Below are 24,991 nucleotides of genomic sequence, written 5' to 3'. Positions count from 1 at the left end.
CCGGTTAAAGTTCATACTATGTTCGCGACCGGCGGTTGGAGACTCAGGCCCGGGCCTCTATATCCGCCGTTCCGGAAGACGAGATCGCGAGGATCGGGGCGATGGCCGAACAGAAGTTCATCTCGGTGCGCGGGGCGCGCGAGCACAATCTCAAGGGCATCGATGTCGACATCCCGCGGGATCAGCTGGTGGTCATCACCGGCCTGTCAGGGTCGGGCAAGTCCAGCCTCGCCTTCGACACGATCTATGCCGAGGGCCAGCGCCGCTATGTCGAAAGCCTCTCGGCCTATGCGCGGCAGTTCCTCGACATGATGGGCAAGCCGGATGTGGACCATATCTCGGGTCTGTCGCCGGCCATCTCCATCGAGCAGAAGACGACCTCGAAGAACCCGCGCTCGACCGTGGGGACCGTGACCGAGATCTACGACTACATGCGCCTTCTGTGGGCGCGGGTCGGCACGCCCTACAGCCCGGCCACCGGCCTGCCCATCGCGGCGCAGCAGGTGCAGGACATGGTCGATGCGGTGATGGCAATGCCCGAGGGCGCGCGGGGCTATCTGCTCGCGCCCATCGTCCGGGACCGCAAGGGCGAATACAAGAAGGAGTTCATCGAGCTCCGCAAGCAGGGCTTCCAGCGGGTGAAGGTGAACGGCACCTTCCACGAGCTGGAGGAGCCGCCGACGCTGGACAAGAAGTTCCGCCACGACATCGATGTGGTGGTGGACCGGATCGTGGTGCGCGAGGGGATCGAGACGCGGCTGGCCGACAGCTTCCGCACCGCGCTGAACCTCGCCGACGGGATCGCGATCTTCGAGAGCGCGCCCGCCGAGGGCGAGCCGGTGCGCACGACCTTCTCCGAGAAATTCGCCTGCCCGGTCTCGGGCTTCACCATCCCCGAGATCGAGCCGCGGCTCTTCTCGTTCAACGCGCCCTTCGGCGCCTGCCCGGAATGCGACGGGCTGGGGATGGAGCTCTTCTTCGACGAGCGTCTCGTGGTGCCCGATCAGGGGCTCACGCTGAAGCAGGGGGCCATCGCGCCCTGGGCCAAGTCGAAATCGCCCTATTACACCCAGACCATCGAGGCGCTGGCGCGGCATTACGGCTTCGATCCGAAGAAGAAATGGAAGGACCTGCCGTTCAACGTGCAATCCGTCTTCCTGCGCGGCTCGGGCGAGGAGGAGATCACCTTCCGCTACGACGAGGGCGGGCGGATCTATCAGGTCAGCCGCAGCTTCGAGGGCGTGATCCCGAACATGGAGCGCCGCTACCGCGAGACCGACTCGGCCTGGGTGCGCGAGGAATTCGAGCGGTACCAGAACAACCGGCCCTGCCATGTCTGCGGCGGCTACCGGCTGAAGCCCGAGGCGCTGGCGGTGAAGATCGGCGGCCTGCACATCGGGCAGGTGGTGCAGATGTCGATCAAGGAGGCCTTCGCCTGGATCGAGACCGTGCCGGGCCATCTGACCGCGCAGAAGAACGAGATCGCGCGCGCGATCCTCAAGGAGATCCGCGAGCGGCTGGGCTTCCTCGTCAATGTGGGGCTCGACTATCTGTCGATGAGCCGCGCGGCCGGCACGCTCTCGGGCGGGGAGAGCCAGCGGATCCGGCTCGCCTCGCAGATCGGCTCAGGGCTGACGGGCGTGCTCTATGTGCTCGACGAGCCCTCGATCGGGCTGCACCAGCGCGACAACGACCGGCTGCTGACCACGCTGAAGAACCTGCGCGATCAGGGCAATTCGGTGCTGGTGGTGGAGCATGACGAGGATGCGATCCGCGAGGCGGATTATGTGTTCGACGTGGGTCCGGGCGCGGGCGTCCATGGCGGGCAGGTGGTGGCGCACGGCACGCCCGCCGAGATCGCCGCCGATCCGGCGAGCCTCACCGGCCAGTATCTCTCGGGCACGCGCGAGATCTCGGTGCCCGCCGAGCGGCGGAAGGGCAACGGCAAGGCCCTCACGGTGGTGAAGGCCAGCGGCAACAACCTCCACGATGTGACGGTGGACTTCCCCTTGGGCAAGTTCGTCTGCGTGACCGGCGTCTCGGGCGGCGGCAAGTCGACGCTGACCATCGAGACGCTCTACAAGACGGCGGCCATGCGGCTGAACGGGGCGCGCGAGACGCCGGCGCCCTGCGAGACGATCAAGGGCTTCGAGCAGCTCGACAAGGTCATCGACATCGACCAGCGGCCGATCGGGCGCACGCCGCGCTCGAACCCCGCGACCTACACCGGGGCCTTCACGCCGATCCGCGACTGGTTCGCGGGCCTGCCCGAGTCGAAGGCGCGCGGCTACCAGCCGGGCCGGTTCTCGTTCAACGTGAAGGGCGGGCGCTGCGAGGCCTGCCAGGGCGATGGCGTCATCAAGATCGAGATGCACTTCCTGCCCGACGTCTATGTGACCTGCGAGACCTGCAAGGGCCACCGCTACAACCGCGAGACGCTGGAGATCAGGTTCAAGGGCAAGAGCATCGCCGACGTGCTCGAGATGACGGTCGAGGATGCGCAGGAGTTCTTCCAGGCGGTGCCTTCGATCCGCGAGAAGATGGACGCGCTGATGCGGGTGGGCCTCGGCTACATCAAGGTGGGCCAGCAGGCGACGACGCTCTCGGGCGGCGAGGCGCAGCGGGTGAAACTCTCCAAGGAGCTGAGCCGCCGCGCCACGGGACGCACGCTCTACATTCTCGACGAGCCGACGACGGGGCTGCATTTCGAGGATGTGAAAAAGCTGCTCGAGGTGCTGCACGAGCTGGTGGAGCAGGGCAACACGGTGGTGGTGATCGAGCACAATCTCGATGTGGTGAAGACCGCGGACTGGATCATCGACATCGGCCCGGAAGGCGGCGACGGCGGCGGCAAGATCGTGGCCGAGGGAACGCCCGAGGAGGTGGCCAAGGTCGAGGCCTCGCACACCGGCCGCTACCTCCGCGACATGCTGAAACCCCGGCGTCTGGCGGCGGAATAGGCCGGGGCTGCGCCGCTCGGGGGCATCGAGCCCCGCTCGCGCCGCGCTGCCGCGGACGGAGCGGGCGGGGAAGCACCTGAGGCAGGCGGTTGAAGCCGCCGCCCTGCCTGCAAGGGCCGCCGTCGGTGCAGCGCTTCCTCCGGGTCGCCCCGGCGCCTTTGCCCTGCACCCAATGGCGGCCGCGCCGCAGCCCATCGCGCCCTGAGCGACGCGCAGGCGGCGCGGCGGCGTCCTTCAGCCCTTCATCGGGCAGGTGTTGATGCCCACGAGCGAATAGAGCGGACAGGTCGAGAAGAGGCCGGTCAGGAGCGGCACGATGCCGATCAGCAGGACGGCGCGGTAGCTCGCGTCGGGCATCAGGAAGAAGGCCGCGAGCAGCGCGAGCCCGACGACGATGCGGAGAATGCGGTCGATGCCGCCGACGTTGGTCTTGAACATCCGTCTCACCTTTGGGTTGGATCCGCCCCGGCACGGGGCATGAGGCGACCCTAGGCCCCGGCCTGTCCGCGGTCTGTGATCTCGTCACGCTCGCCCTGGCCCGGCCGCGGAACGTATGGGTTCGGGAGCGACGTGCCTGCCTGATGGGCTCTCGTCCGGTCGGGGCAGCGTTCAGGAGAGTGGCTGAGCCGGGCCAGGTTCGATCCGGAGCCCTGCCTGCGCATGGCGGCGGTCCGACGAGCCGCTCTCGATCAGTCTGCGCCGTCGGCCGCGGCGAGGCGGCGCAGGGCGCCGGGGTCGAGGAGGCGGACCCGGCCGCGGTCGGTCCGGACCCAGCCGCGCCGCGCGAACTGGTCGAGGCGCCGCGAGACCACCTCTCGCGCCGAGCCGATCCGGGTGGCGAGATCGGCCTGCGTCGCCGTCACCTCGTTGGCTTCCGCCATGGCGAGGAGCGTGCCGGCGAGCCGGCTCTCGACGCGCTGGAAGGCCACCTTTTCCAGCACATGCATCATCATCTGCATCCGCCGCGCGAAGGCGGTGAAGACGAAGCTGCGGAAGGCGGCGCTCTCGTCCATCAGCCGCAGGAAGAGCGGGCGCGGGATGACCACGGCGGCGAGATCGGTCGCGGCGACGGCCTCGCCGGTATAGTCCTCGCCGCCCATGAGGCCGAGCGTCGTCTGCACGCAGCTCTGGCCGGGCTCGACCGCGTAGAGCAGGATCTCGCGCCCGGTGGGGCCGGTGAGGAACACCTCGACGCGGCCCTCGAGAACGACCACGAAGCCCTGCGCCGCATCCCCCGGACGGAAGAGGAGCGTGCCCCGGGCGAGCCGGACCGGGCGCAGCGCCTCGAGCCGGGCGCGCGCGTCGGCGGCAAGATCGGGCAGGCCCGCGTCGTCGATCCAGCTCATGGCGGCTCCTCGTGACAGGTCTTTGGTGTCCGGCAGTCGGGGCGGCCGGTCAAGCCCGCAAGGCCGCGCCCTTCCGACGCGGGCAGGCCAGCGGCGGGGGCTGGGAGGGTGCAGTTCGGACGGATCGGGGGAGGCAGTGCCCGCCAAGGGAGACAGCCTGCGCGGCGAGAGGCAGAGTTGCCAGCTGTCAACCGAGCGACGCACGGGGCACGGATGCGAACCCGCAGGCGGGGTCGCGGCGCGGGCCCGGCGGCCGGCGCTCTCTGCGTGGCCGGCGGTGGGGACTGCCGGGCCGCACGTCGGACGGATCGGGGCGCAGGGTCCGCAAAGGGATGCCGTCGACGCGGGGCGGGCTGCCGGGTCGCACGTCGGACGGATCGAGGCTCGGGGCCAGCAAACGGAAGCCGTCGACGGGGCGGGGCGGCGGCGGGCTGCCAGGTCTCAGCTCGGACGGATCGGGCACCCGCAAAGGAAAGCAGCCGGCGCGGGGGCGCCGGCTGCGGGAGGTGGAGCAGGACCGAAACTCAGTCCATGGCCTTGAAGTTGAAGGCGGAGCCCTCCTTGATGCCCGAGGGCCAGCGCGAGGTGATCGTCTTCGTCCGGGTGTAGAAGCGGAAGGAGTCGGGGCCGTGCTGGTTCAGGTCGCCGAAGGCCGATTTCTTCCAGCCGCCGAAGGTGTGGTAGGCCAGCGGCACCGGGATCGGCACGTTGATCCCGATCATCCCCACATTCACGCGCGCCGCGAAGTCGCGGGCGGCGTCGCCGTCGCGGGTGTAGATCGCGGTGCCGTTGCCGTATTCATGATCCATGGCAAGGCTCAGCGCCTCTTCGTAGGAGGCCGCGCGGACGGTCGAGAGGACCGGGCCGAAGATCTCCTTGCGGTAGATGTCCATGTCGGGCCTGACATGGTCGAAGAGGTGCGGGCCGACGAAGAAGCCCTTCTCGTAGCCCTGGAGCGAGAAGTTGCGGCCGTCGACCACCAGCTTGGCGCCCTGATCCACGCCCGACTGTACGAGGCGCAGGATGTTCTCGCGCGCGGCGGCGGTCACGACCGGGCCGTAATCCACGTCGTTGCCCGCGGTGTAGGGGCCGACCTTCAGCTTCTCGATGCGCGGGATCAGCCGCTCGATGAGCGCATCGGCCGTCTCGTCGCCCACCGGGACGGCGACCGAGATCGCCATGCAGCGCTCGCCGGCAGCGCCGTAGCCCGCGCCCACCAGCGCATCGGCCGCTTGATCGAGGTCGGCGTCCGGCATGATGATCATGTGGTTCTTGGCACCGCCGAAGCACTGCACGCGCTTGCCGTTCGCGCAGCCGCGGGAATAGATATATTCCGCGATCGGGGTCGAGCCCACGAAGCCCACCGCCGCAATGGTCGGGTTGTCGAGGATCGCGTCGACCGACTCCTTGTCGCCGTTCACCACCTGCAGGACGCCGTCGGGCAGGCCCGCCTCCTGGAAGATCTCGGCCAGCATCAGCGGCACGGACGGATCGCGCTCGGAGGGCTTCAGGATGAAGGCGTTGCCGGCGGCAAGCGCGGGGCCCATCTTCCACAGCGGGATCATCGCCGGGAAGTTGAAGGGCGTGATGCCCGCGGCCACGCCGAGCGGCTGGCGCATCGAATACATGTCGATGCCGGGGCCCGCACTGTCGGTGAACTCGCCCTTCAGCAGATGCGGCGCGCCGATGCAGAATTCGATCACCTCGAGGCCGCGCTGCACGTCGCCCTTGGCGTCGGGGATGGTCTTGCCGTGCTCGCGCGAGAGCGCCTCGGCCAGCTTGTCCATGTCGCGGTTGAGGAGGCGCACGACCTCCATCATCACGCGGGCGCGGCGCTGCGGGTTGGTGGCGGCCCATTTCGGCTGGGCGGCGGCGGCCGAGGCCACGGCGGCGTCGAGTTCGGCCTTCGAGGCGAGCGGCACGCGCGCCTGCACCTCGCCGGTGGCCGGGTTGAAGACATCGGCGAAGCGGCCGGAGGTGCCCTTCACGCGCTTGCCGTCGATCCAGTGGCTGAGTTCTTCCATGCAAATCTCCCTCGGTTTGGCGGCAGGATACCTTGCAATCCTGCCGAAGAAAGCGGCAAGTCTCCAAAAGCACTTTGCAGAAATGCCCGGACGAGGATCGAAATGGACTGGGACGACCTGCGCATCTTCCTCGGCGTGGCGCGCGCCGAAAGCCTCTCGGGGGCGGGACGGGGGCTGAGGCTCGACCCGGCGACGGTGGGCCGGCGCATTGCGCGGCTCGAGGAGGCGCTGGGGGTGCCGCTCTTTGCCAAGAGCCCGCAAGGCTATGCGCTGACCGAAGCGGGGCAGCGTCTTCTGGCCCATGCCGAGCGGGCCGAGCAGGCGGTGGGCGAGGCGGCCGAGGATCTGCAGGGGGCCGCGGGCCTGTCGGGGCAGATCCGCATCGGTGCCCCCGACGGTTGCGCCAACTATCTGCTGCCGCAGGTGCTGGCGCAGATCTGCACCGACAATCCGGGGCTCGAGGTGCAGATCGTGGCGCTGCCGCGGGTCTTCAACCTCTCCAAGCGCGAGGCCGATCTGGCCATCGGCGTGAGCCGGCCGGAGGCCGGGCGGCTCCGGGTGCAGAAGCTGGCCGACTACCGGCTGCATCTGGCGGCGAGCGCGGAGTATCTGAGCCGCCATCCGCCGATCCGCGCCCTTGAGGATCTGAAGGCGCACCAGCTGGTGGGCTACATTCCCGACATGATCTTCGACAAGGAACTGGATTACCTCACTGGGCTCGGCTCGGGCTCGGTGCCCTTCGCCTCGAATTCGGTCTCGGTGCAGCTCAACTGGCTGCGCGCCGGGGCGGGCGTGGGGATCGTGCACGATTTCGCCATGCCCTCCGCGCCCGAGCTGGTGAAGATCCTGCCCGAGGCGCTGAGCCTCAGCCGCAGCTTCTGGCTCATCCGGCATCAGGACGATGTGCGCCTCGAGCGGCTCAACCGCTTCACCGATGCGCTGGTGCAGGGGGTGCGCCGCGAGGTCCACCGTCTTGAGGGCATGACTCGCCTGTAAATTGCGATACACTGAGTCCGGGATGGAGAATTTACCGCGAAGGGAGGCTCGCCGATGCTCGTTCAGCAGATACTCAAGGCCAAGTCCGATGATGGTGTGGTGACGGTTCCGCCGGGATCGAGCATTGCGGCTGCGGCCGAGGTGCTGTCGTCGCGCCGCATCGGTGCGGTCGTCGTATCGCGCGACGGCAAGCGGCCCGAGGGCATGTTGTCCGAACGCGACATCGTGCGCGAGCTGGGCCGGAGGGGCGCCGGCTGTCTGTCGGACAAGGTGGAGGCGATCATGACGTCGAAGATCGTGACCTGCGCCTGCACCGACGAGGCCGACCGGATCATGCAGGTCATGACCGAGGGGCGCTTCCGCCACCTGCCCGTGATGGCCGAGGGCGAGATGGTCGGGCTGATCTCGATCGGCGACGTGGTCAAGGCGCGCCTCTCGGAACTCTCGATGGAAAAGGACGCGCTGGAAGGGATGATCAAGGGATTCTGACGCGGCTTTTGGGGCTTGCATCCTGTCCCGCGATGCGTTTGCGTGCCTTTCGACCAAGTGGGAGGCATCATGCGCATCGGTCTTTATCCCGGCACCTTCGATCCGCTGACGCTCGGCCACCTGGACATCATCCAGCGCGCGATGGCGCTGGTCGATCGCCTCGTGATCGGGGTCGCCATCAACCGGGACAAGGGGCCGCTCTTCTCGCTGGAAGAGCGCGTGCGGATGGTCGAGACCGAGTGCCGCGCCATCGCCGCCAATGGCGGCGAGATCGTGGTGCATCCGTTCGAGAACCTGCTGATCGACTGCGCCCGCGACGTGGGCGCCTCGGTGATCGTGCGCGGCCTGCGCGCGGTCGCCGACTTCGAATACGAGTTCCAGATGGTCGGCATGAACCGCGCGCTCGACGCCGGGATCGAGACCGTCTTCCTGATGGCCGACGCGCGGCGTCAGGCCATCGCCTCCAAGCTCGTCAAGGAGATCGCCCGCCTCGGCGGCGATGTCTCGAGCTTCGTCACGCCGGACGTAGGCGCGGCGCTGGTCGCCAAATATCGCTGACGGCGGAGGCCGGAGCCTTCCGGGGCTCAGCCCCAGATGGCGCGGCGGGCAGTGGCGTCGATGTCGTAGATGTCGAGATCGAGGCGCGCGTCGAGCGGCAGGCTGGCCAGCGCGGCGCGGGTGCGGCGGAAGCGGGCCTGATTGCGCAGCGCTTCGAGGATCGGGGCGATGAGGGTCTTCATGGGTGGGGTCCTTCCTGTCTTTCCTCCCTGCGCTCTAATTGGCCCGGAATGTTGGCGCTAACAACCGCCGTTCCCGCCGTGCTGCCATGCAGAGAGCACAAGTCATCCGACCCTTTCGGGCGAGAGGCGAAGCGGCCGGCAAGTCGTTGACCCGAAATGAAAAATGCCGGCCCGAGGGCCGGCATTTCTCAATCTGGAACGGCAGCGTTCAGATGAGCTTGCCCATGGCCACGGCCGTATCGGCCATGCGGTTCGAGAAGCCCCACTCGTTGTCGTACCAGGTGAGGATCCGCACCATGTTGCCTTCCATGACCTTGGTCTGGTCGAGGTGGAAGATCGAGCTGTGCGGATCGTGGTTGAAGTCCATCGAGACGTTGGGCTGGTCGGTATAGCCGAGGATGCCCTTCAGCTTGCCGTCGGCAGCCTCGCGGATGGCCGCGTTCACTTCCTCGACGCTGGTCGCGCGCGAGGCTTCGAACACGAGGTCCACCACCGAGACGTTCGGCGTCGGCACCCGGATCGCCACGCCGTCGAGCTTGCCCTTCAGTTCCGGCAGCACGAGGCCCACGGCCTTGGCGGCGCCGGTCGAGGTCGGGATCATGCTGAGCGCCGCGGCGCGGGCGCGGTAGAGATCCTTGTGCATCGTGTCGAGCGTCGGCTGGTCGCCCGTGTAGCTGTGGATCGTCGTCATGAAGCCCTTGGTGATGCCGATCGTGTCGTTCAGCACCTTGGCGACCGGCGAGAGGCAGTTCGTCGTGCAGGAGGCGTTCGAGACGATGAGGTCGTCCTTGGTCAGGGTCTCGTGGTTCACGCCATAGACGATGGTCTTGTCGGCGCCCGTCGAGGGGGCCGAGACCAGCACGCGCTTGGCGCCGCTCTCGAGGTGGACCTTCGCTTTCTCCTTGTCGGTGAAGATGCCGGTGCATTCCAGCACGATGTCGACATGGCCCCAGGGCAGTTCGGCCGGGTTGCGGATCGCGGTCACATCCATCGGGCCGCGGCCCACGTCGATGGTCTTCTCGGTGGTGGTGACGGTGGCGGGGAAGCGGCCGTGGACCGAGTCGAAGCGCAGCAGGTGCGCGTTGGTCTCGACCGGACCGAGATCGTTGATCGCCACCACCTCGATATCGGTCCGGCCCGATTCGATGATGGCGCGGAGCACGTTCCGCCCGATGCGGCCGAAGCCGTTGATTGCCACTTTCACGGTCATAGAGCTCTCCCACAATGGGCGGGCGCACAGCGAGGATCGAGTCGTGCGCCCGCGGACGGTCTCCAAGGTAACGACCCCAGATCCGAGCGCAATTCAACCGAAGAAAGGAGGAAATCGGCGCAGGACGGCAAGATAGTGCCCGGTTTAGAGACCTCGCCGCCGCGGGACGGCCCGCCTCGGGAGAGGACGGGAGGCGGGCCTCGGACGAACGGGATCGCTCCGGCCCGCGGAGGCCGAAGCCGCCCGTGAGAAATTCGGGGGCGGCCCGGCCTTGCGCGCAGGGCACGCTGCCCGCAGCGTGGCCTGCCGCGCATCGGCTGTCTTCCGGGTCGCAAAGCTCCCGGAGGGGCGCATAGGGAAGGGACCGTAGAGACATCGAAGGCTCGGCCTGGCCCCTTGTGGGCCGGTTCCTGTCCATCGGAACGCGCGGTTAAGGGAGGGTGGCGAGAATGGGCCGCTGCGGCAGGAGCGCGGACGCGCCGCCGGCCGCCGGGTTGGACTGCGCGACGCACTTTCTGCGGAACGCGGCTTCTGCCAGAAGGTTCTGGCTGGAACGGGCGAAGGAACGGGACATGAGCGGCTTGCTGGCCTTGCTGGACGATGTGGCCTCGATTGCGAAGGTCGCGGCGGCCTCGGTGGACGATGTGATCGGTCAGGCCGCCAAGGCCGGGGCCAAGGCCGCGGGGGCGGTGATCGACGATGCGGCGGTGACGCCCAAATATGTGCAGGGCTTCGATGCCTCGCGCGAGGTTCCGATCGTCTGGCGCATCGCCAAGGGCTCCATCTTCAACAAGCTCGTCCTCCTGCTGCCCGCGGCGCTGCTGCTCTCGACCTTCGCGCCGTGGCTGATCTCTCCGCTCCTGATGCTCGGCGGGGCCTATCTCTGCTTCGAGGGGGCGGAGAAGGTGGCCCATCTCTTCGGCGGTCCCCACGAGACCGCGGACGTGTCGGGCGCCGATCCGGCGCATCTCGAGGAGCAGAAGGTGGCGGGGGCGATCAAGACCGACTTCATTCTCTCGGCCGAGATCATGACCATCGTCCTTGCGGCGCTGCCGCCGTCGGGCATCGCGATGAAGGCAGCGTCGCTCGCCGCGGCCGGGGTGGGCATCACCGTGCTGGTCTACGGCGGCGTGGCGATGATCGTGAAGGCGGACGATCTGGGCGTCTTCATGAGCCTGCGCGGCAGGCTCGCCGCCACGCGCGCCCTCGGGCGCGGCATCGTCCACGGGATGCCGTGGTTCCTCAAGCTCCTGACCATCGTGGGCACGGCGGCGATGATCTGGGTGGGCGGCGCCATCGTGGTCCATGGGCTTTATGAGCTGGGGTTCGGCTGGCTGCACCACCATATCCACGACATCGCGGTGGCCGCGGCCGATGCCGTGGGGCAGGCCCGCGGCGCGGTCGAATGGGCCACCACCGCCTTCTTCGACGGTCTTCTCGGGCTGGCTCTGGGGCTTGCCCTGATCCCCGTCGCCAACTGGATCCTCCTGCCGCTCTGGGGCCTCGTGGCGCGGCTCCGGCCCGGAACATCCTCGGGGCGGTAGAAGTTTCTCCGGCAACAGACAGGAGTTGCCGATGAACCGTGAGGAATTCGAAGCCTGGGAGCGCCGGATCGACGATCGCGCCCGGCTCTTGTGGGAAGAGCAGGGTCGCCCCGAGGGCGGTCATGAGAGCTTCCGGGATCAGGCGCGGGAACTGCTCGCCATCGAGGAGAATCCGCACGCCGCCACCCATCCGGCCGATGAGCCCGAGCCGGAGGGCGAGCCGCTGGAAGCGATCGAGAACCAGGGAGAATTTCCGACCCTGACCGACCAGGGCGAGGAGACCACCTATCCGCACCGGGCCGACGAGCCCCAGTGGAAGGACTGAGCCCAGGGCGCGGAGGCACCAAAAAAAGAAGGCCGCGCCTCGGGCGCGGCCTTTCGCTGTCTTGGGGCCGGATCAGCCCAGAAGGGCTTTGGCCTTCGCCACGGTCGCCTCGTAGGTGATGCCGAACTCCTGGAACAGCCGCTCGGCCGGGGCCGAGGCGCCGAAGCCGGTCATGCCGACGAAGCCGTCCTTGCCTTCGCGGCCGCGCTCGCCCAGAAGCCAGCGGTCCCAGCCCATGCGCACACCCGCCTCGATGGCGATGCGGACCGCGCCCGCGGGCAGGACCTTGCGGCGGTAGGCCTCGTCCTGCTGCGCGAAGAGCTCCATGCAGGGCATGGAGACGACGCGGGTGCCGATGCCGTCGGCCTCGAGCGCCTCGCGGGCCTTCAGCGCGACCTCGACCTCCGAGCCCGAGGCGATCAGGATGACCTGACGCTTGCCCGTGGCCTCTTCGAGGACGTAGCCGCCCTGCGCCACGAGGTTCTTGTTGGTGTGGTTCTTGCGCACCGCGGGCAGGTTCTGCCGCGAGAGGGCCAGCACCGAGGGCGTGGCCTTGGCGCCGAGCGCGATCTCCCAGGCCTCGGCGGTCTCGACGAGGTCGGCCGGGCGGAACACCATCATGTTGGGCGTGGCGCGCAGCATGGCCAGATGCTCGACCGGCTGGTGCGTCGGGCCGTCCTCGCCCAGACCGATGGAATCGTGGGTGAAGACATAGACCACGGGCATGTGCATCAGCGCCGAGAGGCGGATCGCCGGACGGCAGTAATCGGCGAAGCACATGAAGGTGCCGCCGTAGGGCCGGAGGCCGCCGTGCAGTGCCATGCCGTTCATGGCCGCGGCCATCCCGTGCTCGCGGATGCCGTAATAGACGTAGCGGCCCTTGCGGTTGATCGGATCGAAGACGCCGAGATCGGCGGTCTTGGTGTTGTTCGAGCCGGTAAGGTCGGCCGAGCCGCCGATGGTCTCGGGCATGACCGGGTTCACGGCCTCGAGCACCATTTCCGAGGCGCGGCGGGTCGCGACCTTCGGCATCTTCTCGACCGCATCCTTCTTCACCGCGCGGATGGCGGAGGCGAGCTTCTTCGGCGGCTCGCAGGAGAACTGCTGCTGGAAGAGGGCGCGCTTGCCATCCGAGAGGGCTGCCAGACGCTCGTCCCAGGCCTTGCGGGCCTCGGCGCCGCGGGCGCCGATGGCTTCCCAGGCTTTCTTGACGTCGGCCGGGATCTCGAAGGCGGCGGAGGTCCAGCCGTAGGCGGCCTTGGTGTCGGCGATGAGCTTGGCATCGGTCAGCGCACCATGGCCCTTCGACGTGTCCTGCGCCGAGGATCCGAGCGCGATATGGGTGGTGCAGGCGATGAAGGCCGGGCCCTTCGACGCCTTGGCCGCGGTCAGGGCGCGGTCGATGTCGGCCGGATCGTGCCCGTCGCATTCGAACACGTCCCAGCCCGCGGCGGCGAAGCGCGCCTTCTGGTCGGTGCGGTCCGAGAGTGAGACCTTGCCGTCGATGGTGATGCCGTTGTTGTCCCACATCACGATGAGATGCGAGAGCTCGTGGCGGCCGGCGAGGCCGATCGCCTCCTGGCTCACGCCCTCCATCAGGCAGCCGTCACCGGCGATGCAGTAGGTGTAATGGTCGATGATCTTCGCGCCCCAGCGGGCGCGGAGCGACTCTTCGGCCATGGCGAGGCCCACGGACATCGCAAGCCCCTGGCCGAGCGGGCCGGTGGTGGTCTCGATGCCCTTGGCAAGGAAGTTCTCGGGGTGGCCCGCGGTCTTCGAGCCCCACTGGCGGAAGTTGCGGATCTGCTCGATCGGGAATTCGGGATCGCCCGTGAGATGCAGGAGCGCATAGACCAGCATGGAGCCGTGGCCGGCCGACAGTACGAACCGGTCGCGGTTCGGCCAGTCGGGGGACCGGGCGTCGAACACCATGTGCTTCTCGTAGAGCACGGTGGCCACGTCGGCCATGCCCATGGGCATGCCGGAGTGACCGGAATTGGCGGCTGCCACGGCGTCGAGCGTCAGCGCGCGGATGGCGCAGGCCTTCTTCCAGTGATCGGGATGCTGCTCGCGCAGGCTCTGTATGTCCACGGCATGTCTCCGACTTGGATCCCCCCGGGGTGCGACTTCTTGCGCGCCCGGCTTCTGGGCTGCATACCAGCCCGACCGGCAAGATCAAGCGCGCGGGCAAGTTTCTCATGCCAAAGGGGGGCGCATCGGTCGGCAACCGGCGATAAGATCGGGGAAAAGCGCCGGGCGGAGACGATTCGCGCGACAACGTGCCGCCGTGGTTCAGTGCAAGCGGAATTGCGGACGGCCCGGCGGCAACGGAACGGAAAGGCAGACCCATGCAGGAGATGGTGGAACTCGAGCGCCGCCTCACGGCCGCTCTGGAACGGATCGGCGCCGGGATCGATGCGATCCCGGTGATGCCCGCGGAAAATCCGCTTCAGGCCGAGCTCGACGAGGAGCGGATGGTCAATGCGCAGCTCTCCGAACGGCTGAAGTCCGTGAAGGAGCGCGAGGGCGTGAAGATCGCCCAGCTCGAGGAGCAGGTCGAGGCGCTGACGCGGCAGCTCGACGCTCAGGGCATGGAGCTTCAGCGCATGAAGAAGACGACGGGCCAGCTGCGCGAGGCGCTGCGGAGCCTGCGCGAGGCGACGGCCGAAGGCGTGGCGGATTCCGAGCTCGTCAACCGCTCGATGGTGGTCGAACTCGAGGCGCTGCGCGCTGCGCGCGCGACGGAAGCCGCCGAGGTGGAGGAGGTCCTCTCGGCGCTGGAACCCCTGATCTCGGAGGGCCGCACGGATGCCTGAACTGTCCATCACCATCGGCGGAAAGAGCTTCGAAGTGGCCTGTCAGCCGGGCGAAGAGGAGTTCCTGCACAGCGCCGCCGCGATGCTCGATGCCGAGGCCATGCCCGTGGTCGAGCAGATGGGGCGGATGACCGACTCGCGGATGCTCCTGATGGCGGGGCTGATGCTGGCCGACCGGATGGCCGGCGCCGACGAGGAGTTGCGGCGGCTCCGCGCGCAGCTGGCCGAGCTCGAGGCACGCCCCGCGCCCGAGCCGGAGCGGATCGAGGTGCCGGTGATCCCTGCGGGGGTGAAGGAGGCGCTGGCCGAACTTGCCGCACGGGCCGAGGCGATGGCCGAGCGGGTCGAGGAGCGGGCGCGGGCCTGACGGAGAGCCCAGAGCCGGACGGGGAGCGGGGGGCTGTCTGCCCCCCGGCCGCCCCTTGGGGCGGCTCCCCCCGAGGATATTTGTGCCAGAATGAAGGAAGAAGGGGGGCCGCGCGGGCGTGCTCTTCTCTCCCGCGACGCCTGGGCTTTGCCGCGGGAGAGGACGTGCCGAGGGCGGATGTCTGACGGGTGCCGGCGCGCCGCGAGGGCGCGCCCGGCGCCGGATCATGCGTTGGCTTCGCGGATCTTGTCGGCCGCGGTCTTGTCGTAGCTGACGCCCTTGGCCTCGAAGAGCTGGTCGAGCTCGCCCGAGAGCGTCATCTCGGTGATGATGTCGCAGCCGCCCACGAACTCGCCCTTGACGTAGAGCTGCGGGATGGTCGGCCAGTCGGAGAAATCCTTGATCCCCTGACGGACGTCGGCATCCTCGAGCACGTTCACGTCCTTGTAGGCGACCTGCATGTAATTGAGCACGCCCGCCACGCGGCTCGAGAAGCCGCACTGCGGCATGGACTTGGTGCCCTTCATGAACAGCACCACGTCGTTCGTGGTGACCATGTCACGGATCTGTTCTTCGACGGTGGTGGTCATCTGCGGATCGTCCTCGTGGTTGTGCCGCGCTTGCGCGGAGGTCGTGGAGAGGGTCTGGGTCAGTCGGGCACCTTGGTGGTCAGCGCGAGGGCGTGGAGTTCGCCATGCGCGCCGTCCATCTTGCCCTGAAGCGACGCATAGACCATGCGCTGCGCCTGAACACGGTTCAGCCCGCGGAAGCTTTCGTCGATCACCTCGGCCGCCCAGTGGTTCCCGTCGCCCGCAAGGTCGGTGATGGTGATCTTCGCCTCCGGGAAACGGGCGCGGATGAGGTCTTCGATGTCCTGGGCTTCCATGGCCATTCGGGGCGTTCCTGTGCGGTCACTCTGGGTCCAGATGTATGACGGGCGTCCGGGCCGCGCAAGCGGGGGCGGGCGCAAGGCTTGCGGCAGCGCAAGGGCGGGCGGGTGCGGGGAGGCATCCGGTCGCCGCTTTCGGGCGTCTTTGTCGAAGTCCGGCGGGCGAGGCATGCCGTGCGGGGCGCCCGTGCCGCCGCAGGGGTGCGGGCAGGGCGCGTCTCCCCGCCCGCGGAGGATCAGCCGCCGATGGCCTCGGCGAAGGCGCGGCGGTAGAGGCGCGAGAGGTCCGCGAGCGGGGCCGAGGCGCCCGCGAGCGTCACCGTCGCGCCGCCGAACCTGCCCACCTCCTGCAGGGGCACGCCTGCGGCCTCGGCCGCGGCCTGCAGTGCCTCGGCCCGGTCCGGCGCGCAGGCCACGAGATAGCGCGCCTGATCCTCGCCGAAGAGCGCGGCCGTGCCGCTGGGCGTCAGGGTGAGGCCCAGCCCCGCGGCTTCGGCCATCTCGAAGGCCGCGAGCGCGAGACCGCCATCCGAGAGGTCGGCCGCCGCGCGCACGAGCTTGCGGTTCGCGCGGAGGAACTCGCCATGGCGTTTCTCGGCCTCGAGATCGACCGGGGGCGCGTCGCCCTCTTCCCGGCCGAACATCTCGGCCAGAAGCGCCGACTGTCCGAGATGACCCGCCGTCGTGCCGATCACCAGCGCCAGATCGCCCTCTTCGGGCTGGCCCGCGATCAACTCGTCGAGCGAGGTCAGGAGGCCCACCGCGCCGATGGTGGGAGTGGGCAGGATCCCCACGCCGTCGGTCTCGTTGTAGAGCGAGACGTTGCCCGAGACGATCGGCATGTCGAGCGCCGCGACCGCCGCGCCGATGCCTTTGATGGCGCCCACGAACTGGCCCATGATCTCGGGCTTTTCGGGGTTGCCGAAGTTCATGTTGTCGGTGGTGGCGAGCGGCTTTGCGCCCACGGCCGTGAGGTTGCGGTAAGCCTCGGCCACTGCCTGCTTGCCGCCCTCGAAGGGGTTGGCCTTCACGTAGCGCGGGGTCACGTCGGAGGTGAAGGCCAGCGCCTTCGGCGTGCCATGGACGCGCACGACGCCCGCGCCGAGGCCCGGGGCGCGCACCGTGTCGGCCATCACCTGACTGTCGTACTGCTCCCAGACCCAGGCCTTGTGGGCGTAGGAGGGCGAGCCGATCAGCGCCTTCAGCCCCTCGATCGGATCGACCTCCGGCACGGCGCCCAGCGGTGCCGCGGCCGGCGTCTCGATCCAGGGCCGGTCATATTCCGGCGCAGTGCCCGAGAGCGCCTTCAGCGGCAGGTCGGCCTTCACCTCGTTGCCGTGCAGGATCAGGAAGCGGTCCTCGGGGATGGTCTCGCCGACGATGGCGAAGTCGAGATCCCACTTCTCGAAGATCGCGCGGGCCACGGCCTCCTTCTCGGGCTTCAGCACCATGAGCATCCGCTCCTGGCTTTCGCTGAGCATCATCTCGTAGGCGGTCATGTTGGCTTCGCGCTGAGGCACGGCGTCGAGTTGCAGCCGGATGCCGAGGTCGCCCTTGTCGCCCATCTCGACCGCCGAGCAGGTGAGGCCTGCGGCGCCCATGTCCTGGATCGAGATCACCGAATCCGAGGCCATCAGTTCGAGGCAGGCTTCCAGCAGGCGCTTCTCGGTGAAGGGGTCGCCGACCTGCACGGTCGGGCGCTTCTCCTCGATCGTGTCGTCGAACTCGGCCGAGGCCATGGTGGCGCCGCCTACGCCGTCGCGCCCGGTCTTGGCACCGAGATAGACCACCGGCATCCCCACGCCCGAAGCGGCCGAGTAGAAGATCCTGTCGGCATCCGCGAGGCCGGCTGCGAAGGCGTTCACGAGGCAGTTGCCGTTATAGGCGCGGTGGAAGCGGACCTCGCCGCCCACGGTCGGCACGCCGAAGGCGTTGCCGTAGCCGCCGATGCCCTCGACCACGCCCTTCACGATATGGGCGGTCTTGGGATGGTCCGGCACCCCGAAGCTGAGCGCGTTCATCGCGGCGATGGGGCGCGCGCCCATGGTGAAGACGTCGCGCAGGATGCCGCCGACCCCGGTCGCCGCCCCCTGATAGGGCTCGATGTAGGAGGGGTGGTTGTGGCTCTCCATCTTGAAGATGACCGCCTGACCGTCGCCGATGTCGACCACGCCCGCATTCTCGCCCGGGCCGCAGATCACCTGCGGGCCGGTGGTGGGCAGCGTGCGCAGCCATTTCTTCGACGACTTGTAGGAGCAGTGCTCGTTCCACATGGCCGAGAAGATGCCGAGTTCGGTGAAGGTGGGCGCGCGTCCGATGATCTCGAGGATCCGCTGGTATTCGTCGGGCTTCAGGCCGTGGGCCGCGATCAGCTCGGGGGTGATTTCGGGCTCGGTCATGGCGCATCTCTCCGCGGGCAGAGGTTGGGGGTCTGGCGCCTCATAGGACGGAACGGCCATCAGGGGAAGGAGGCGCACCGCGCCCCGGCCGAAGATTTTCGCCCGCCTCTTCGCATTCCGCCGCCCCCTGCGGCATCGGCGTGCCGTTTCGGCCCAAGGACTGGGCGTCCGCGAAAATCTTCTCGAAAAGCAAAAAAAAGGCCGAGCAGAAGCTCGGCCCAAGTCCAACAGGGAGGTATGAAGCGGACGAGAGAACCCTCTCGATCACCCGCTTCGAGTGGCGATTTAGGGCTGCGACTTTCCGCATTCAAGCGTCATGATGCTGCCGCAGCGACATGGCCGCCATGCGCTATGCGCATACCTTACCCGCGGACGCATCTTTTCTCTTCCGAACCGGGGGCTTAGCCCGAAAAGGCAAGAGGCCCGGACATGCCGGGCCTCCTCCTCAGGTCTGCTGCTGCTTCCGGTAGAGCGAGATCTCTTCCATCACAAACTCGCGGAAGGCCGCCACGCGCTTCGAATGGCGCAGCTCCTCGGGGTAGGCGAGGAACACCGGCACGTCGTTCGACTCGACGTCCGGCAGGACGCGGATGAGCTGGGGGAAGGCCACGGCCAGATAGTCCGGCATGACGCCGATCCCGAGATTGTTCAGCACCGCCTGAAGGACGCCGAAATAGTTGTTCACCGTGAGCATCGAGGGGATGTCGTTGGACATCAGCTCCTGCACGAGGGCCGCGCCGGCCGCCACCTGAGGCGCTCCGGGAAGCTGGCAGATCAGCCGGTGCTGCGCGAAGTCCTCCATCTTCTCGGGCATCCCGTGCTCGGCCGCATAGGTGGGCGAGGCATAGAGGCGCATCCGGATCGACATGAGGCGCTTGCGGATCAGGTCGGCCTGGCTCGGCTCCTTCATGCGGATCGCCACGTCCGCCTCGCGCATGGGCAGGTCGAGCACGCGCTCCTCAAGCATGAGGTCGATCTTCAGGGCGGGATATTTCTTGTAGAGCCCCACCAGACGCGGCGCGAGCCAGAGCGTGCCGAAGCCGGTGGTCGTGGTGACCCTGAGCTCGCCGAAGACCTCGTCCTCGCTGTCGCGGATCCGCGCGGCTGCGGCTTCCAGTCGCTTGACCATCTGGTTGGTGGCCTCGAACAGGAGCTCCCCCTGTTCGGTGAGAATCAGTCCCCGCGCGTGACGGTGGAAGAGGGTCACGTTCAGGCTCTCTTCCAGGGCCCGGATCTGGCGACTGACCGCCGATTGCGAGAGGTGGAGCGTATCTCCGGCATGGGTCAGGCTGCCCGCGTCGGCCACCGCGTGGAAGATTCTGAGCTTGTCCCAGTCCATGTCGCAACACTCCCGCCGCGGGAGGCGGCTTCTGCGCAACGATCCCTACCGGATTGCATAACCGGGTTGCAATGGAAACATGGCTCGGAAAGGACTTTGTAGGTCAGCCATTTTGACCTAAAATGGATCCTGTTCAAAGGCACTGGGAGGAGACCTATGAGCAGGCAGGATGTGAAGCTGTCGGACCGCACCGACCTTTCGAAATCGCCGGTGCTTCTGAACGGGACGCAGGCGATGGTGCGGCTGATGCTGATGCAGAAGGCGCGCGACCGGGCCGAGGGGAGGAACACCGCAGGCTATGTGACGGGCTATCGCGGCTCGCCGCTGGGCGCCGTGGATCTTACCATGGCCCGTGCCGAGAAGGATCTCAAGGCCGCCGACGTCCTGTTCCAGCCGGGGCTGAACGAGGATCTGGCCGCCACCGCCGTCTGGGGCAGCCAGCAGGCGGAACTGCGCGGCGAGGGGCGCTTCGACGGCGTCTTCGCCCTCTGGTACGGCAAGGGACCGGGGGTGGACCGCACCGGCGACGTGATGCGACACGCCAACATGGCGGGCACCTCGCCCTGGGGCGGCGTGCTGATGGCCATGGGCGACGATCACACTGGCGAAAGCTCGACCACGCTGCACCAGTCCGACTGGGCGATGGTCGATGCCTATATTCCGGTCCTGTCGCCCGCGGGCGTGCAGGAGATTCTCGATTACGGGCTCTATGGCTGGGCGCTTTCGCGCTTCGCGGGCGTCTGGGTCGGGCTGAAGACCATGAAGGACACGGTCGAGGCCACCGCCGTGGTGGACGGGCGACCCGACCGGATGCAGTTCGTCCGCCCGGAGTTCCGGATGCCCGAGGGCGGGCTCAACATCCGCCTCGTCGACACGCCCGTGGCTCAGGAAGCAAGGATGATCGACCACAAGCGCTTCGCGGCCGAGGCCTTCAGCCATGCGAACGGGATGGACCGTCGGATCTGGGGCAGGCCGGGGGCGAAGATCGGCTTCGTCTCGGCGGGCAAGAGCTGGCTCGATCTCGTCCATGCGCTCTCGCTTCTCGGCGTGGGAGAGGCCGAGGCCGAGCGTCTCGGCATCACCACCTACAAGGTGGGACAGGTCTGGCCGATGGATTTCCGCGGCTTCCGCGACTGGGCCGAGGGGCTCGACCTCATCGTCTGCGTCGAGGAGAAGCGCAAGCTGATCGAGGTGCAGGCCAAGGAGGCAATCTTCAACGACCGTCGTGGCCGGCGCATCTACGGCTGGCAGAACGACCGCGGCGAGGAGCTGTTTCCCACGAGATATGCCCTCGATCCCATTGGAATCGCCGAGAAGATCGGAAATATCCTGATCGAGGAGGGCAGGGGCACCGACCGGGTGAAGGCGGGCCTTGCACAGCTGGCCGAGGCACGGCGGGCGGACAATGCGCAGGATCTCGCGGCCCGGCTGCCCTATTTCTGCTCGGGTTGCCCGCACAACAGCTCGACCCGGCTGCCCGAGGGCAGCCGCGCCTATGCGGGGATCGGCTGCCACTACATGGTGCAGTGGATGGACCGCGACACGGTGGGCTTCACCCAGATGGGCGGTGAGGGCGCGAACTGGATCGGGGAAGCTCCCTTTTCCAAACGCCCGCATGTGTTCCAGAATCTCGGCGACGGCACCTACAACCACTCGGGCGTTCAGGCGATCCGGGCGGCGCTCGCCGCCGGCACCACGATCACCTACAAGATCCTCTTCAACGATGCCGTGGCCATGACCGGCGGCCAGACGAACGAGGGCGGCCTCAGCGCCGACCGGATCGTGCGTGAGATCCAGGCGATGGGCGTGAAGCGCATCGCTGTGGTGCATGACGCAAAGGAGGAGGTGGACCTCTCGCGCTTCCCCCCGGGCATCGAGATCCACGAGCGCGCCGAGATGATGGCCGTCCAGCGCGACTTCGCGACGGTCGAGGGCGTCTCGGCCATCGTCTATATCCAGACCTGCGCGGCCGAGAAACGGCGGCGGCGCAAGCGCGGCACCTTCCCCGACATCGACAAGCGGGTCTTCATCAACACCGAGGTCTGCGAGGGCTGCGGCGATTGCGGGGTGCAGTCGAACTGCGTCTCGATCGTGCCGGTCGAGACCGAGCTCGGCCGCAAGCGCGCCATCGACCAGTCCTCCTGCAACAAGGACTTCTCCTGCCTCGAGGGCTTCTGCCCCTCCTTCGTGACGCTGGAGGGCGCGAAGCCGAAGAAGGCCGCGACCGCCGAGATCGAGCTCCCCGACCTGCCGGAGCCGGACCTGCCCGCGATCCGCGGCACCTATAACCTCCTCGTGACCGGGGTCGGCGGCACGGGCGTGGTGACGGTGGGGGCGATCCTGTCGATGGCGGCCCATCTCGACGGCCGCGGCGCGGCCATGATGGAGATGGCGGGGCTCGCCCAGAAGGGCGGCGCGGTGCAGATCCATTGCCGCATTGCCGAGAAGCCGTCCGACATCAGCGCGATCCGCGTGGCCGTGGGCGAGGCCGACGGCGTGATCGGCGGCGACCTCGTGGTGACGGCGGGGGCCAAGACCCTGGGCCTCATGTCCCAGGGCCGGACGGGCGCGGTGGTCAACAGCCACGACATCGTCACGGGCGAGTTCACCCGAAACACGGATTTCCGCGTGCCATCAGATCGCTTGCAGGTCTCTCTTCAGGCGCGGCTTCAGGATCGGGTGGCCTTCCTCGACGCCACCGAGCTCGCCCGCATCCTGATGGGAGATTCGATCTACTCGAACATGATGGTCTTCGGCGCGGCCTGGCAGCGGGGGCTGATCCCGCTCTCGGCCGAGGCGATCCAGCGCGCCATCGAGTTGAACGGCGCGGCCGTGGCGCAGAATGCCCGCGCCTTCGCGCTCGGCCGCTGGGCGGTGCTGCATCCCGCCGAGGCGGACCGCATCCTCCTGCCCGAACCGCCCGCGCCGGTCGATCCGGTCGCCTATCGTGCCGAGCGGCTGGTGGGTTACCAGTCGCGTAGGCTCGCCCGGCGCTTCCGCACCCTCGTCGACAGCGCTCCGCCCGAGATCCGCGAGGATGTGGCGCGCGGCTACTACCAGCTTCTCGCCTACAAGGACGAATACGAGGTCGCGCGGCTGCATCTCGACACGATGGCGCGCGCGAAGGCCGAGTTCGACGGCGACTTCCGTCCGACCTTCCATCTCGCGCCGCCCTTCCTGAACGGCAAGGGCGAGGAGCGGCCCAGGAAACGCGCGTTCGGCCGCTGGATGCTGCCTGCCTTCCGCCTGCTCGCCGCGCTCAAGCCGCTGCGTGGCACGGCGCTCGATCCGTTCGCCCGCAACCCCGAGCGCCAGCTCGAACGTCGCCTCATCGCGGAATTCGAGGCCGACATGGCCGAGATTCTGCCGCAGCTCCGCCGCGAAACGATGGAGCTCGGCCGCGAGCTGGCGCGCCTGCCGCTCTCGATCCGGGGCTACGGGCCGGTGAAGGAGGCCAATGCCGCCACGGCTGCTCACCGGCGCGAGGCGCTTCTGGCTGCGATCCGGGCGGGCGGCGCCCCGGTGCCGATGGCCGCCGAATGAGCCCTCCCGCGTGGCCGCCATCCCGCGCGGGGGACGGGCTGAGGAATAGGTCGCAGAAGCGCCGCAAGGCGCTTCCGTCCGCTGCGGCATGATCCTATGCTGGCCCCAGAGAAAAGTCCTGAGGGGCGGGGGCAGGCATGGCGGTTGGTGTGTTCGACTCGGGGCTCGGTGGCCTCACGGTTCTCGATGCGGTGCAGCGGCGCCTGCCGGAGGTGCCCTTCGTCTATTTCGGCGACAATGCCCACGCGCCCTACGGCGTGCGCGACGCCGACGATATCTTCCACCTGACCTGCGCCGCGACCGAACGGCTCTGGGCCGAGGGCTGCGATCTGGTCATCCTCGCCTGCAACACCGCCTCGGCGGCGGCGCTGAAGCGGATGCAGGAGACCTGGATCCCGAAAGACAAACGCGTGCTCGGCGTCTTCGTGCCGCTGATCGAGGCCCTGACCGAGCGGCAGTGGGGCGACAACAGCCCACCGCGCGAAGTGGCGGTGAAACATGTGGCGCTGTTCGCCACGCCCGCCACGGTGGCCAGCCGCGCCTTCCAGCGCGAACTGGCCTTCCGGGCCATCGGCGTCGATGTCGAGGCGCAGCCCTGCGGCGGCGTGGTGGATGCCATCGAGCAGGGCGACGAGATCCTCGCCGAGGCGCTGGTGCGCAGCCATGTCGAGGCGCTGAAGCGGCGGATGCCGCATCCGCAGGCGGCGATCCTCGGCTGCACCCATTACCCGCTGATGGAGCCGATCTTTCAGGAGGCTCTGGGGCCCGAGGTCTCTGTCTACAGCCAGGCCAACCTTGTGGCCGAGAGCCTGGCGGATTATCTGGCGCGCAAGCCGGAGTTCGCGGGCGACGGGACCGAGTCGAAGTTCCTGACCACGGGCGATCCGCGCTCGGTCTCCAACAAGGCCACGCAGTTCCTCCGCCGGCGGATCACCTTCGAGGCGGCCTGAGCGACAGAAACGGAAAAGAGACATATGGTTCAGAACATCGCCATCCTCGGGGCTTCGGGCTATACCGGGGCCGAGCTGGTCCGCCTGATCGCCACGCATCCCGCGATGCGGATCGTGGCGCTTTCGGGCGACCGCAAGGCGGGCATGGCGATGTCCGAGGTGTTTCCCTTCCTCCGCCATCTCGACCTGCCGCGGCTCCAGAAGATCGAAGAGATCGATTTCTCGAGCGTGGACCTGGCCTTCTGCGCCCTTCCTCATGCCACGTCTCAGGCGGTGATCGCGGGGCTGCCGCGCGATCTGAAGGTCGTGGACCTCTCGGCCGACTTCCGGTTGCGCGATCCGGCGGCCTACGAGACCTGGTACGGCAAGCCCCATGCGGCGCCCGAGCTGCAGAAGGAAGCGGTCTACGGACTGACCGAATTCTACCGCGACGAGATCCGCGGCGCGCGCCTCGTGGCGGGCACCGGCTGCAATGCGGCGACGGGGCAATATGCGATCCGGCCCCTGATCGAGGCGGGCGTGATCGATCTCGACGATATCCTGATCGATCTGAAGGCGGGGGTCTCCGGCGCGGGGCGGAGCCTGAAGGAGAACCTGCTCCATGCCGAGCTCTCCGAGGGCACGCATGCCTATTCCGCCGGCGGCAGGCACCGGCATCTGGGCGAGTTCGACCAGGAATTCTCGAAGATCGCCGGCCGGCCGGTGCAGGTCCGCTTCACGCCGCATCTCACGCCGATGAACCGCGGCATCCTCGCCAATGTCTATGTGAAGGGCGACCCGCAGGCGGTGCACCGGGCGCTCACCGAGCGCTATCTCACGGAAACGTTCCTCGAGGTGCTACCTTTTGGCGCGCTCCCCTCGACACGCGACATCCGGGGGTCCAACTACGTCCATATCGGCGTGATCGGGGACAGGGTGCCCGGCTGCGCCATGGTGGTGGCGGTGCTGGACAACCTGTGCAAGGGCTCCTCGGGGCAGGCGATCCAGAATGCGAACCTGATGCTGGGGCTGGACGAGGCGGCAGGTCTCGGGCTCGCCCCGGTCTTCCCCTGAG

21 protein-coding genes are annotated in these 24,991 nt (G+C 68.2%); 11 read left to right on the top strand and 10 right to left on the bottom strand.

Annotated features, from left to right (window positions below; all coding sequences use genetic code 11):
• Positions 1 to 101 precede the first annotated feature (101 nt).
• Positions 102 to 2,960: an excinuclease ABC subunit UvrA gene (gene uvrA, locus RSP_RS07965; protein ID WP_009565362.1), complete on the top strand. Its 2,859-nt coding sequence runs from the start codon at positions 102 to 104 to the stop codon at positions 2,958 to 2,960.
• Positions 2,961 to 3,194: 234 nt separating this feature from the next.
• Here the strand turns inward: uvrA and RSP_RS07960 are convergent, their stop codons facing one another.
• From RSP_RS07960 to RSP_RS07950, 3 genes are all read right to left on the bottom strand, one after another.
• Positions 3,195 to 3,398 carry a YgaP family membrane protein gene (locus RSP_RS07960; protein ID WP_002720124.1) on the bottom strand — a complete coding sequence of 68 codons (204 nt, stop codon included), beginning with the start codon at positions 3,396 to 3,398 and terminating at the stop codon, positions 3,195 to 3,197.
• Between the two features lie 251 nt (positions 3,399 to 3,649).
• Positions 3,650 to 4,306 (bottom strand): Crp/Fnr family transcriptional regulator, encoded by a 657-nt coding sequence (locus tag RSP_RS07955; protein ID WP_002720123.1) that lies wholly within the window; start codon positions 4,304 to 4,306, stop codon positions 3,650 to 3,652.
• 524 nt (positions 4,307 to 4,830) lie between these two features.
• On the bottom strand, positions 4,831 to 6,330 hold the full coding sequence (locus RSP_RS07950) for a CoA-acylating methylmalonate-semialdehyde dehydrogenase (protein WP_009565364.1): 1,500 nt from the start codon (positions 6,328 to 6,330) through the stop codon (positions 4,831 to 4,833).
• Positions 6,331 to 6,432: 102 nt separating this feature from the next.
• Here RSP_RS07950 and RSP_RS07945 point away from each other — a divergent pair, with 102 nt between their 5' ends.
• From RSP_RS07945 to coaD, 3 genes are all read left to right on the top strand, one after another.
• Positions 6,433 to 7,326: a LysR family transcriptional regulator gene (locus RSP_RS07945; protein WP_011337879.1), complete on the top strand. Its 894-nt coding sequence runs from the start codon at positions 6,433 to 6,435 to the stop codon at positions 7,324 to 7,326.
• 54 nt (positions 7,327 to 7,380) lie between these two features.
• Entirely contained in the window at positions 7,381 to 7,815 is a 435-nt protein-coding gene (locus tag RSP_RS07940) for a CBS domain-containing protein (protein ID WP_002720120.1), read from the top strand.
• Between the two features lie 69 nt (positions 7,816 to 7,884).
• On the top strand, positions 7,885 to 8,373 hold the full coding sequence (coaD, locus tag RSP_RS07935; protein WP_002720119.1) for a pantetheine-phosphate adenylyltransferase: 489 nt from the start codon (positions 7,885 to 7,887) through the stop codon (positions 8,371 to 8,373).
• Positions 8,374 to 8,399: 26 nt separating this feature from the next.
• On the opposite strand, the gene RSP_RS22220 is transcribed toward coaD, so the two are convergent.
• Positions 8,400 to 8,555: a hypothetical protein gene (locus RSP_RS22220; RefSeq protein ID WP_002720118.1), complete on the bottom strand. Its 156-nt coding sequence runs from the start codon at positions 8,553 to 8,555 to the stop codon at positions 8,400 to 8,402.
• Between the two features lie 208 nt (positions 8,556 to 8,763).
• Positions 8,764 to 9,765, bottom strand: a complete 1,002-nt coding sequence (gap, locus tag RSP_RS07930) for a type I glyceraldehyde-3-phosphate dehydrogenase (protein WP_002720117.1) — start codon at positions 9,763 to 9,765, stop codon at positions 8,764 to 8,766.
• Positions 9,766 to 10,337: 572 nt separating this feature from the next.
• On the opposite strand from gap, the gene RSP_RS07925 reads away from it, so the two are divergent.
• On the top strand, positions 10,338 to 11,309 hold the full coding sequence (locus RSP_RS07925) for a DUF808 domain-containing protein (RefSeq protein WP_011337878.1): 972 nt from the start codon (positions 10,338 to 10,340) through the stop codon (positions 11,307 to 11,309).
• Between the two features lie 31 nt (positions 11,310 to 11,340).
• Positions 11,341 to 11,634, top strand: coding sequence for a DUF2934 domain-containing protein (locus tag RSP_RS07920; RefSeq protein ID WP_017140226.1), 294 nt, complete (start codon positions 11,341 to 11,343; stop codon positions 11,632 to 11,634).
• Positions 11,635 to 11,706: 72 nt separating this feature from the next.
• Here the strand turns inward: RSP_RS07920 and tkt are convergent, their stop codons facing one another.
• A complete protein-coding gene (gene tkt, locus RSP_RS07915) occupies positions 11,707 to 13,725 on the bottom strand; it encodes a transketolase (protein ID WP_011337876.1) in 2,019 nt (672 codons plus the stop codon).
• A gap of 257 nt (positions 13,726 to 13,982) precedes the next feature.
• Here tkt and RSP_RS07910 point away from each other — a divergent pair, with 257 nt between their 5' ends.
• Positions 13,983 to 14,450, top strand: a complete 468-nt coding sequence (locus tag RSP_RS07910; protein WP_017140225.1) for a hypothetical protein — start codon at positions 13,983 to 13,985, stop codon at positions 14,448 to 14,450.
• Entirely contained in the window at positions 14,443 to 14,817 is a 375-nt protein-coding gene (locus tag RSP_RS07905; RefSeq protein WP_002720112.1) for a cell division protein ZapA, read from the top strand. The genes RSP_RS07910 and RSP_RS07905 overlap by 8 nt, the downstream gene beginning before the upstream one ends.
• Positions 14,818 to 15,041: 224 nt before the next feature.
• Here the strand turns inward: RSP_RS07905 and grxD are convergent, their stop codons facing one another.
• From grxD to RSP_RS07880, 4 genes are all read right to left on the bottom strand, one after another.
• The gene (grxD, locus tag RSP_RS07900; RefSeq protein ID WP_002720111.1) at positions 15,042 to 15,407 is read right to left on the bottom strand and encodes a Grx4 family monothiol glutaredoxin; all 366 of its coding nucleotides are present in this window, start codon (positions 15,405 to 15,407) and stop codon (positions 15,042 to 15,044) included.
• A gap of 59 nt (positions 15,408 to 15,466) precedes the next feature.
• Complete coding sequence (locus RSP_RS07895; RefSeq protein ID WP_011337874.1) at positions 15,467 to 15,709, bottom strand: BolA/IbaG family iron-sulfur metabolism protein; 243 nt, start codon at positions 15,707 to 15,709, stop codon at positions 15,467 to 15,469.
• A 233-nt stretch (positions 15,710 to 15,942) separates the two neighbouring features.
• The gene (purL, locus tag RSP_RS07890) at positions 15,943 to 18,105 is read right to left on the bottom strand and encodes a phosphoribosylformylglycinamidine synthase subunit PurL (RefSeq protein WP_023003631.1); all 2,163 of its coding nucleotides are present in this window, start codon (positions 18,103 to 18,105) and stop codon (positions 15,943 to 15,945) included.
• 445 nt (positions 18,106 to 18,550) lie between these two features.
• A complete protein-coding gene (locus tag RSP_RS07880) occupies positions 18,551 to 19,444 on the bottom strand; it encodes a LysR family transcriptional regulator (protein WP_011337872.1) in 894 nt (297 codons plus the stop codon).
• Between the two features lie 156 nt (positions 19,445 to 19,600).
• Here RSP_RS07880 and RSP_RS07875 point away from each other — a divergent pair, with 156 nt between their 5' ends.
• The 3 genes from RSP_RS07875 to argC all read left to right on the top strand — a co-directional run bounded on the left by RSP_RS07875 (position 19,601) and on the right by argC (position 24,990).
• The gene (locus RSP_RS07875) at positions 19,601 to 22,987 is read left to right on the top strand and encodes an indolepyruvate ferredoxin oxidoreductase family protein (protein WP_011337871.1); all 3,387 of its coding nucleotides are present in this window, start codon (positions 19,601 to 19,603) and stop codon (positions 22,985 to 22,987) included.
• 137 nt (positions 22,988 to 23,124) lie between these two features.
• Complete coding sequence (locus RSP_RS07870) at positions 23,125 to 23,937, top strand: glutamate racemase (protein ID WP_011337870.1); 813 nt, start codon at positions 23,125 to 23,127, stop codon at positions 23,935 to 23,937.
• Positions 23,938 to 23,961: 24 nt separating this feature from the next.
• Positions 23,962 to 24,990: an N-acetyl-gamma-glutamyl-phosphate reductase gene (gene argC / locus RSP_RS07865; protein WP_011337869.1), complete on the top strand. Its 1,029-nt coding sequence runs from the start codon at positions 23,962 to 23,964 to the stop codon at positions 24,988 to 24,990.
• Position 24,991: the final 1 nt, after the last annotated feature.

Origin of the sequence: Cereibacter sphaeroides 2.4.1, from assembly GCF_000012905.2 — a bacterium.
Taxonomy (GTDB): Bacteria; Pseudomonadota; Alphaproteobacteria; order Rhodobacterales; family Rhodobacteraceae; genus Cereibacter_A; species Cereibacter_A sphaeroides.
Note: the sequence above shows the minus strand (reverse complement) of the source record. Positions and strands in the feature narration are given on the sequence as shown.

Bases quoted from the DNA above. Each gene is read 5' to 3' on its own strand.
- uvrA (WP_009565362.1), top strand. From the start codon at position 102: ATGGCCGAACAGAAGTTCATCTCGGTGCGCGGGGCGCGCGAGCACAAT.
- RSP_RS07960 (WP_002720124.1), bottom strand. From the start codon at position 3,398: ATGTTCAAGACCAACGTCGGCGGCATCGACCGCATTCTCCGCATCGTC.
- RSP_RS07955 (WP_002720123.1), bottom strand. From the start codon at position 4,306: ATGAGCTGGATCGACGACGCGGGCCTGCCCGATCTTGCCGCCGACGCG.
- RSP_RS07950 (WP_009565364.1), bottom strand. From the start codon at position 6,330: ATGGAAGAACTCAGCCACTGGATCGACGGCAAGCGCGTGAAGGGCACC.
- RSP_RS07945 (WP_011337879.1), top strand. From the start codon at position 6,433: ATGGACTGGGACGACCTGCGCATCTTCCTCGGCGTGGCGCGCGCCGAA.
- RSP_RS07940 (WP_002720120.1), top strand. From the start codon at position 7,381: ATGCTCGTTCAGCAGATACTCAAGGCCAAGTCCGATGATGGTGTGGTG.
- coaD (WP_002720119.1), top strand. From the start codon at position 7,885: ATGCGCATCGGTCTTTATCCCGGCACCTTCGATCCGCTGACGCTCGGC.
- RSP_RS22220 (WP_002720118.1), bottom strand. From the start codon at position 8,555: ATGAAGACCCTCATCGCCCCGATCCTCGAAGCGCTGCGCAATCAGGCC.
- gap (WP_002720117.1), bottom strand. From the start codon at position 9,765: ATGACCGTGAAAGTGGCAATCAACGGCTTCGGCCGCATCGGGCGGAAC.
- RSP_RS07925 (WP_011337878.1), top strand. From the start codon at position 10,338: ATGAGCGGCTTGCTGGCCTTGCTGGACGATGTGGCCTCGATTGCGAAG.
- RSP_RS07920 (WP_017140226.1), top strand. From the start codon at position 11,341: ATGAACCGTGAGGAATTCGAAGCCTGGGAGCGCCGGATCGACGATCGC.
- RSP_RS07910 (WP_017140225.1), top strand. From the start codon at position 13,983: ATGCAGGAGATGGTGGAACTCGAGCGCCGCCTCACGGCCGCTCTGGAA.
- RSP_RS07905 (WP_002720112.1), top strand. From the start codon at position 14,443: ATGCCTGAACTGTCCATCACCATCGGCGGAAAGAGCTTCGAAGTGGCC.
- grxD (WP_002720111.1), bottom strand. From the start codon at position 15,407: ATGACCACCACCGTCGAAGAACAGATCCGTGACATGGTCACCACGAAC.
- RSP_RS07895 (WP_011337874.1), bottom strand. From the start codon at position 15,709: ATGGCCATGGAAGCCCAGGACATCGAAGACCTCATCCGCGCCCGTTTC.
- purL (WP_023003631.1), bottom strand. From the start codon at position 18,105: ATGACCGAGCCCGAAATCACCCCCGAGCTGATCGCGGCCCACGGCCTG.
- RSP_RS07880 (WP_011337872.1), bottom strand. From the start codon at position 19,444: ATGGACTGGGACAAGCTCAGAATCTTCCACGCGGTGGCCGACGCGGGC.
- RSP_RS07875 (WP_011337871.1), top strand. From the start codon at position 19,601: ATGAGCAGGCAGGATGTGAAGCTGTCGGACCGCACCGACCTTTCGAAA.
- RSP_RS07870 (WP_011337870.1), top strand. From the start codon at position 23,125: ATGGCGGTTGGTGTGTTCGACTCGGGGCTCGGTGGCCTCACGGTTCTC.
- argC (WP_011337869.1), top strand. From the start codon at position 23,962: ATGGTTCAGAACATCGCCATCCTCGGGGCTTCGGGCTATACCGGGGCC.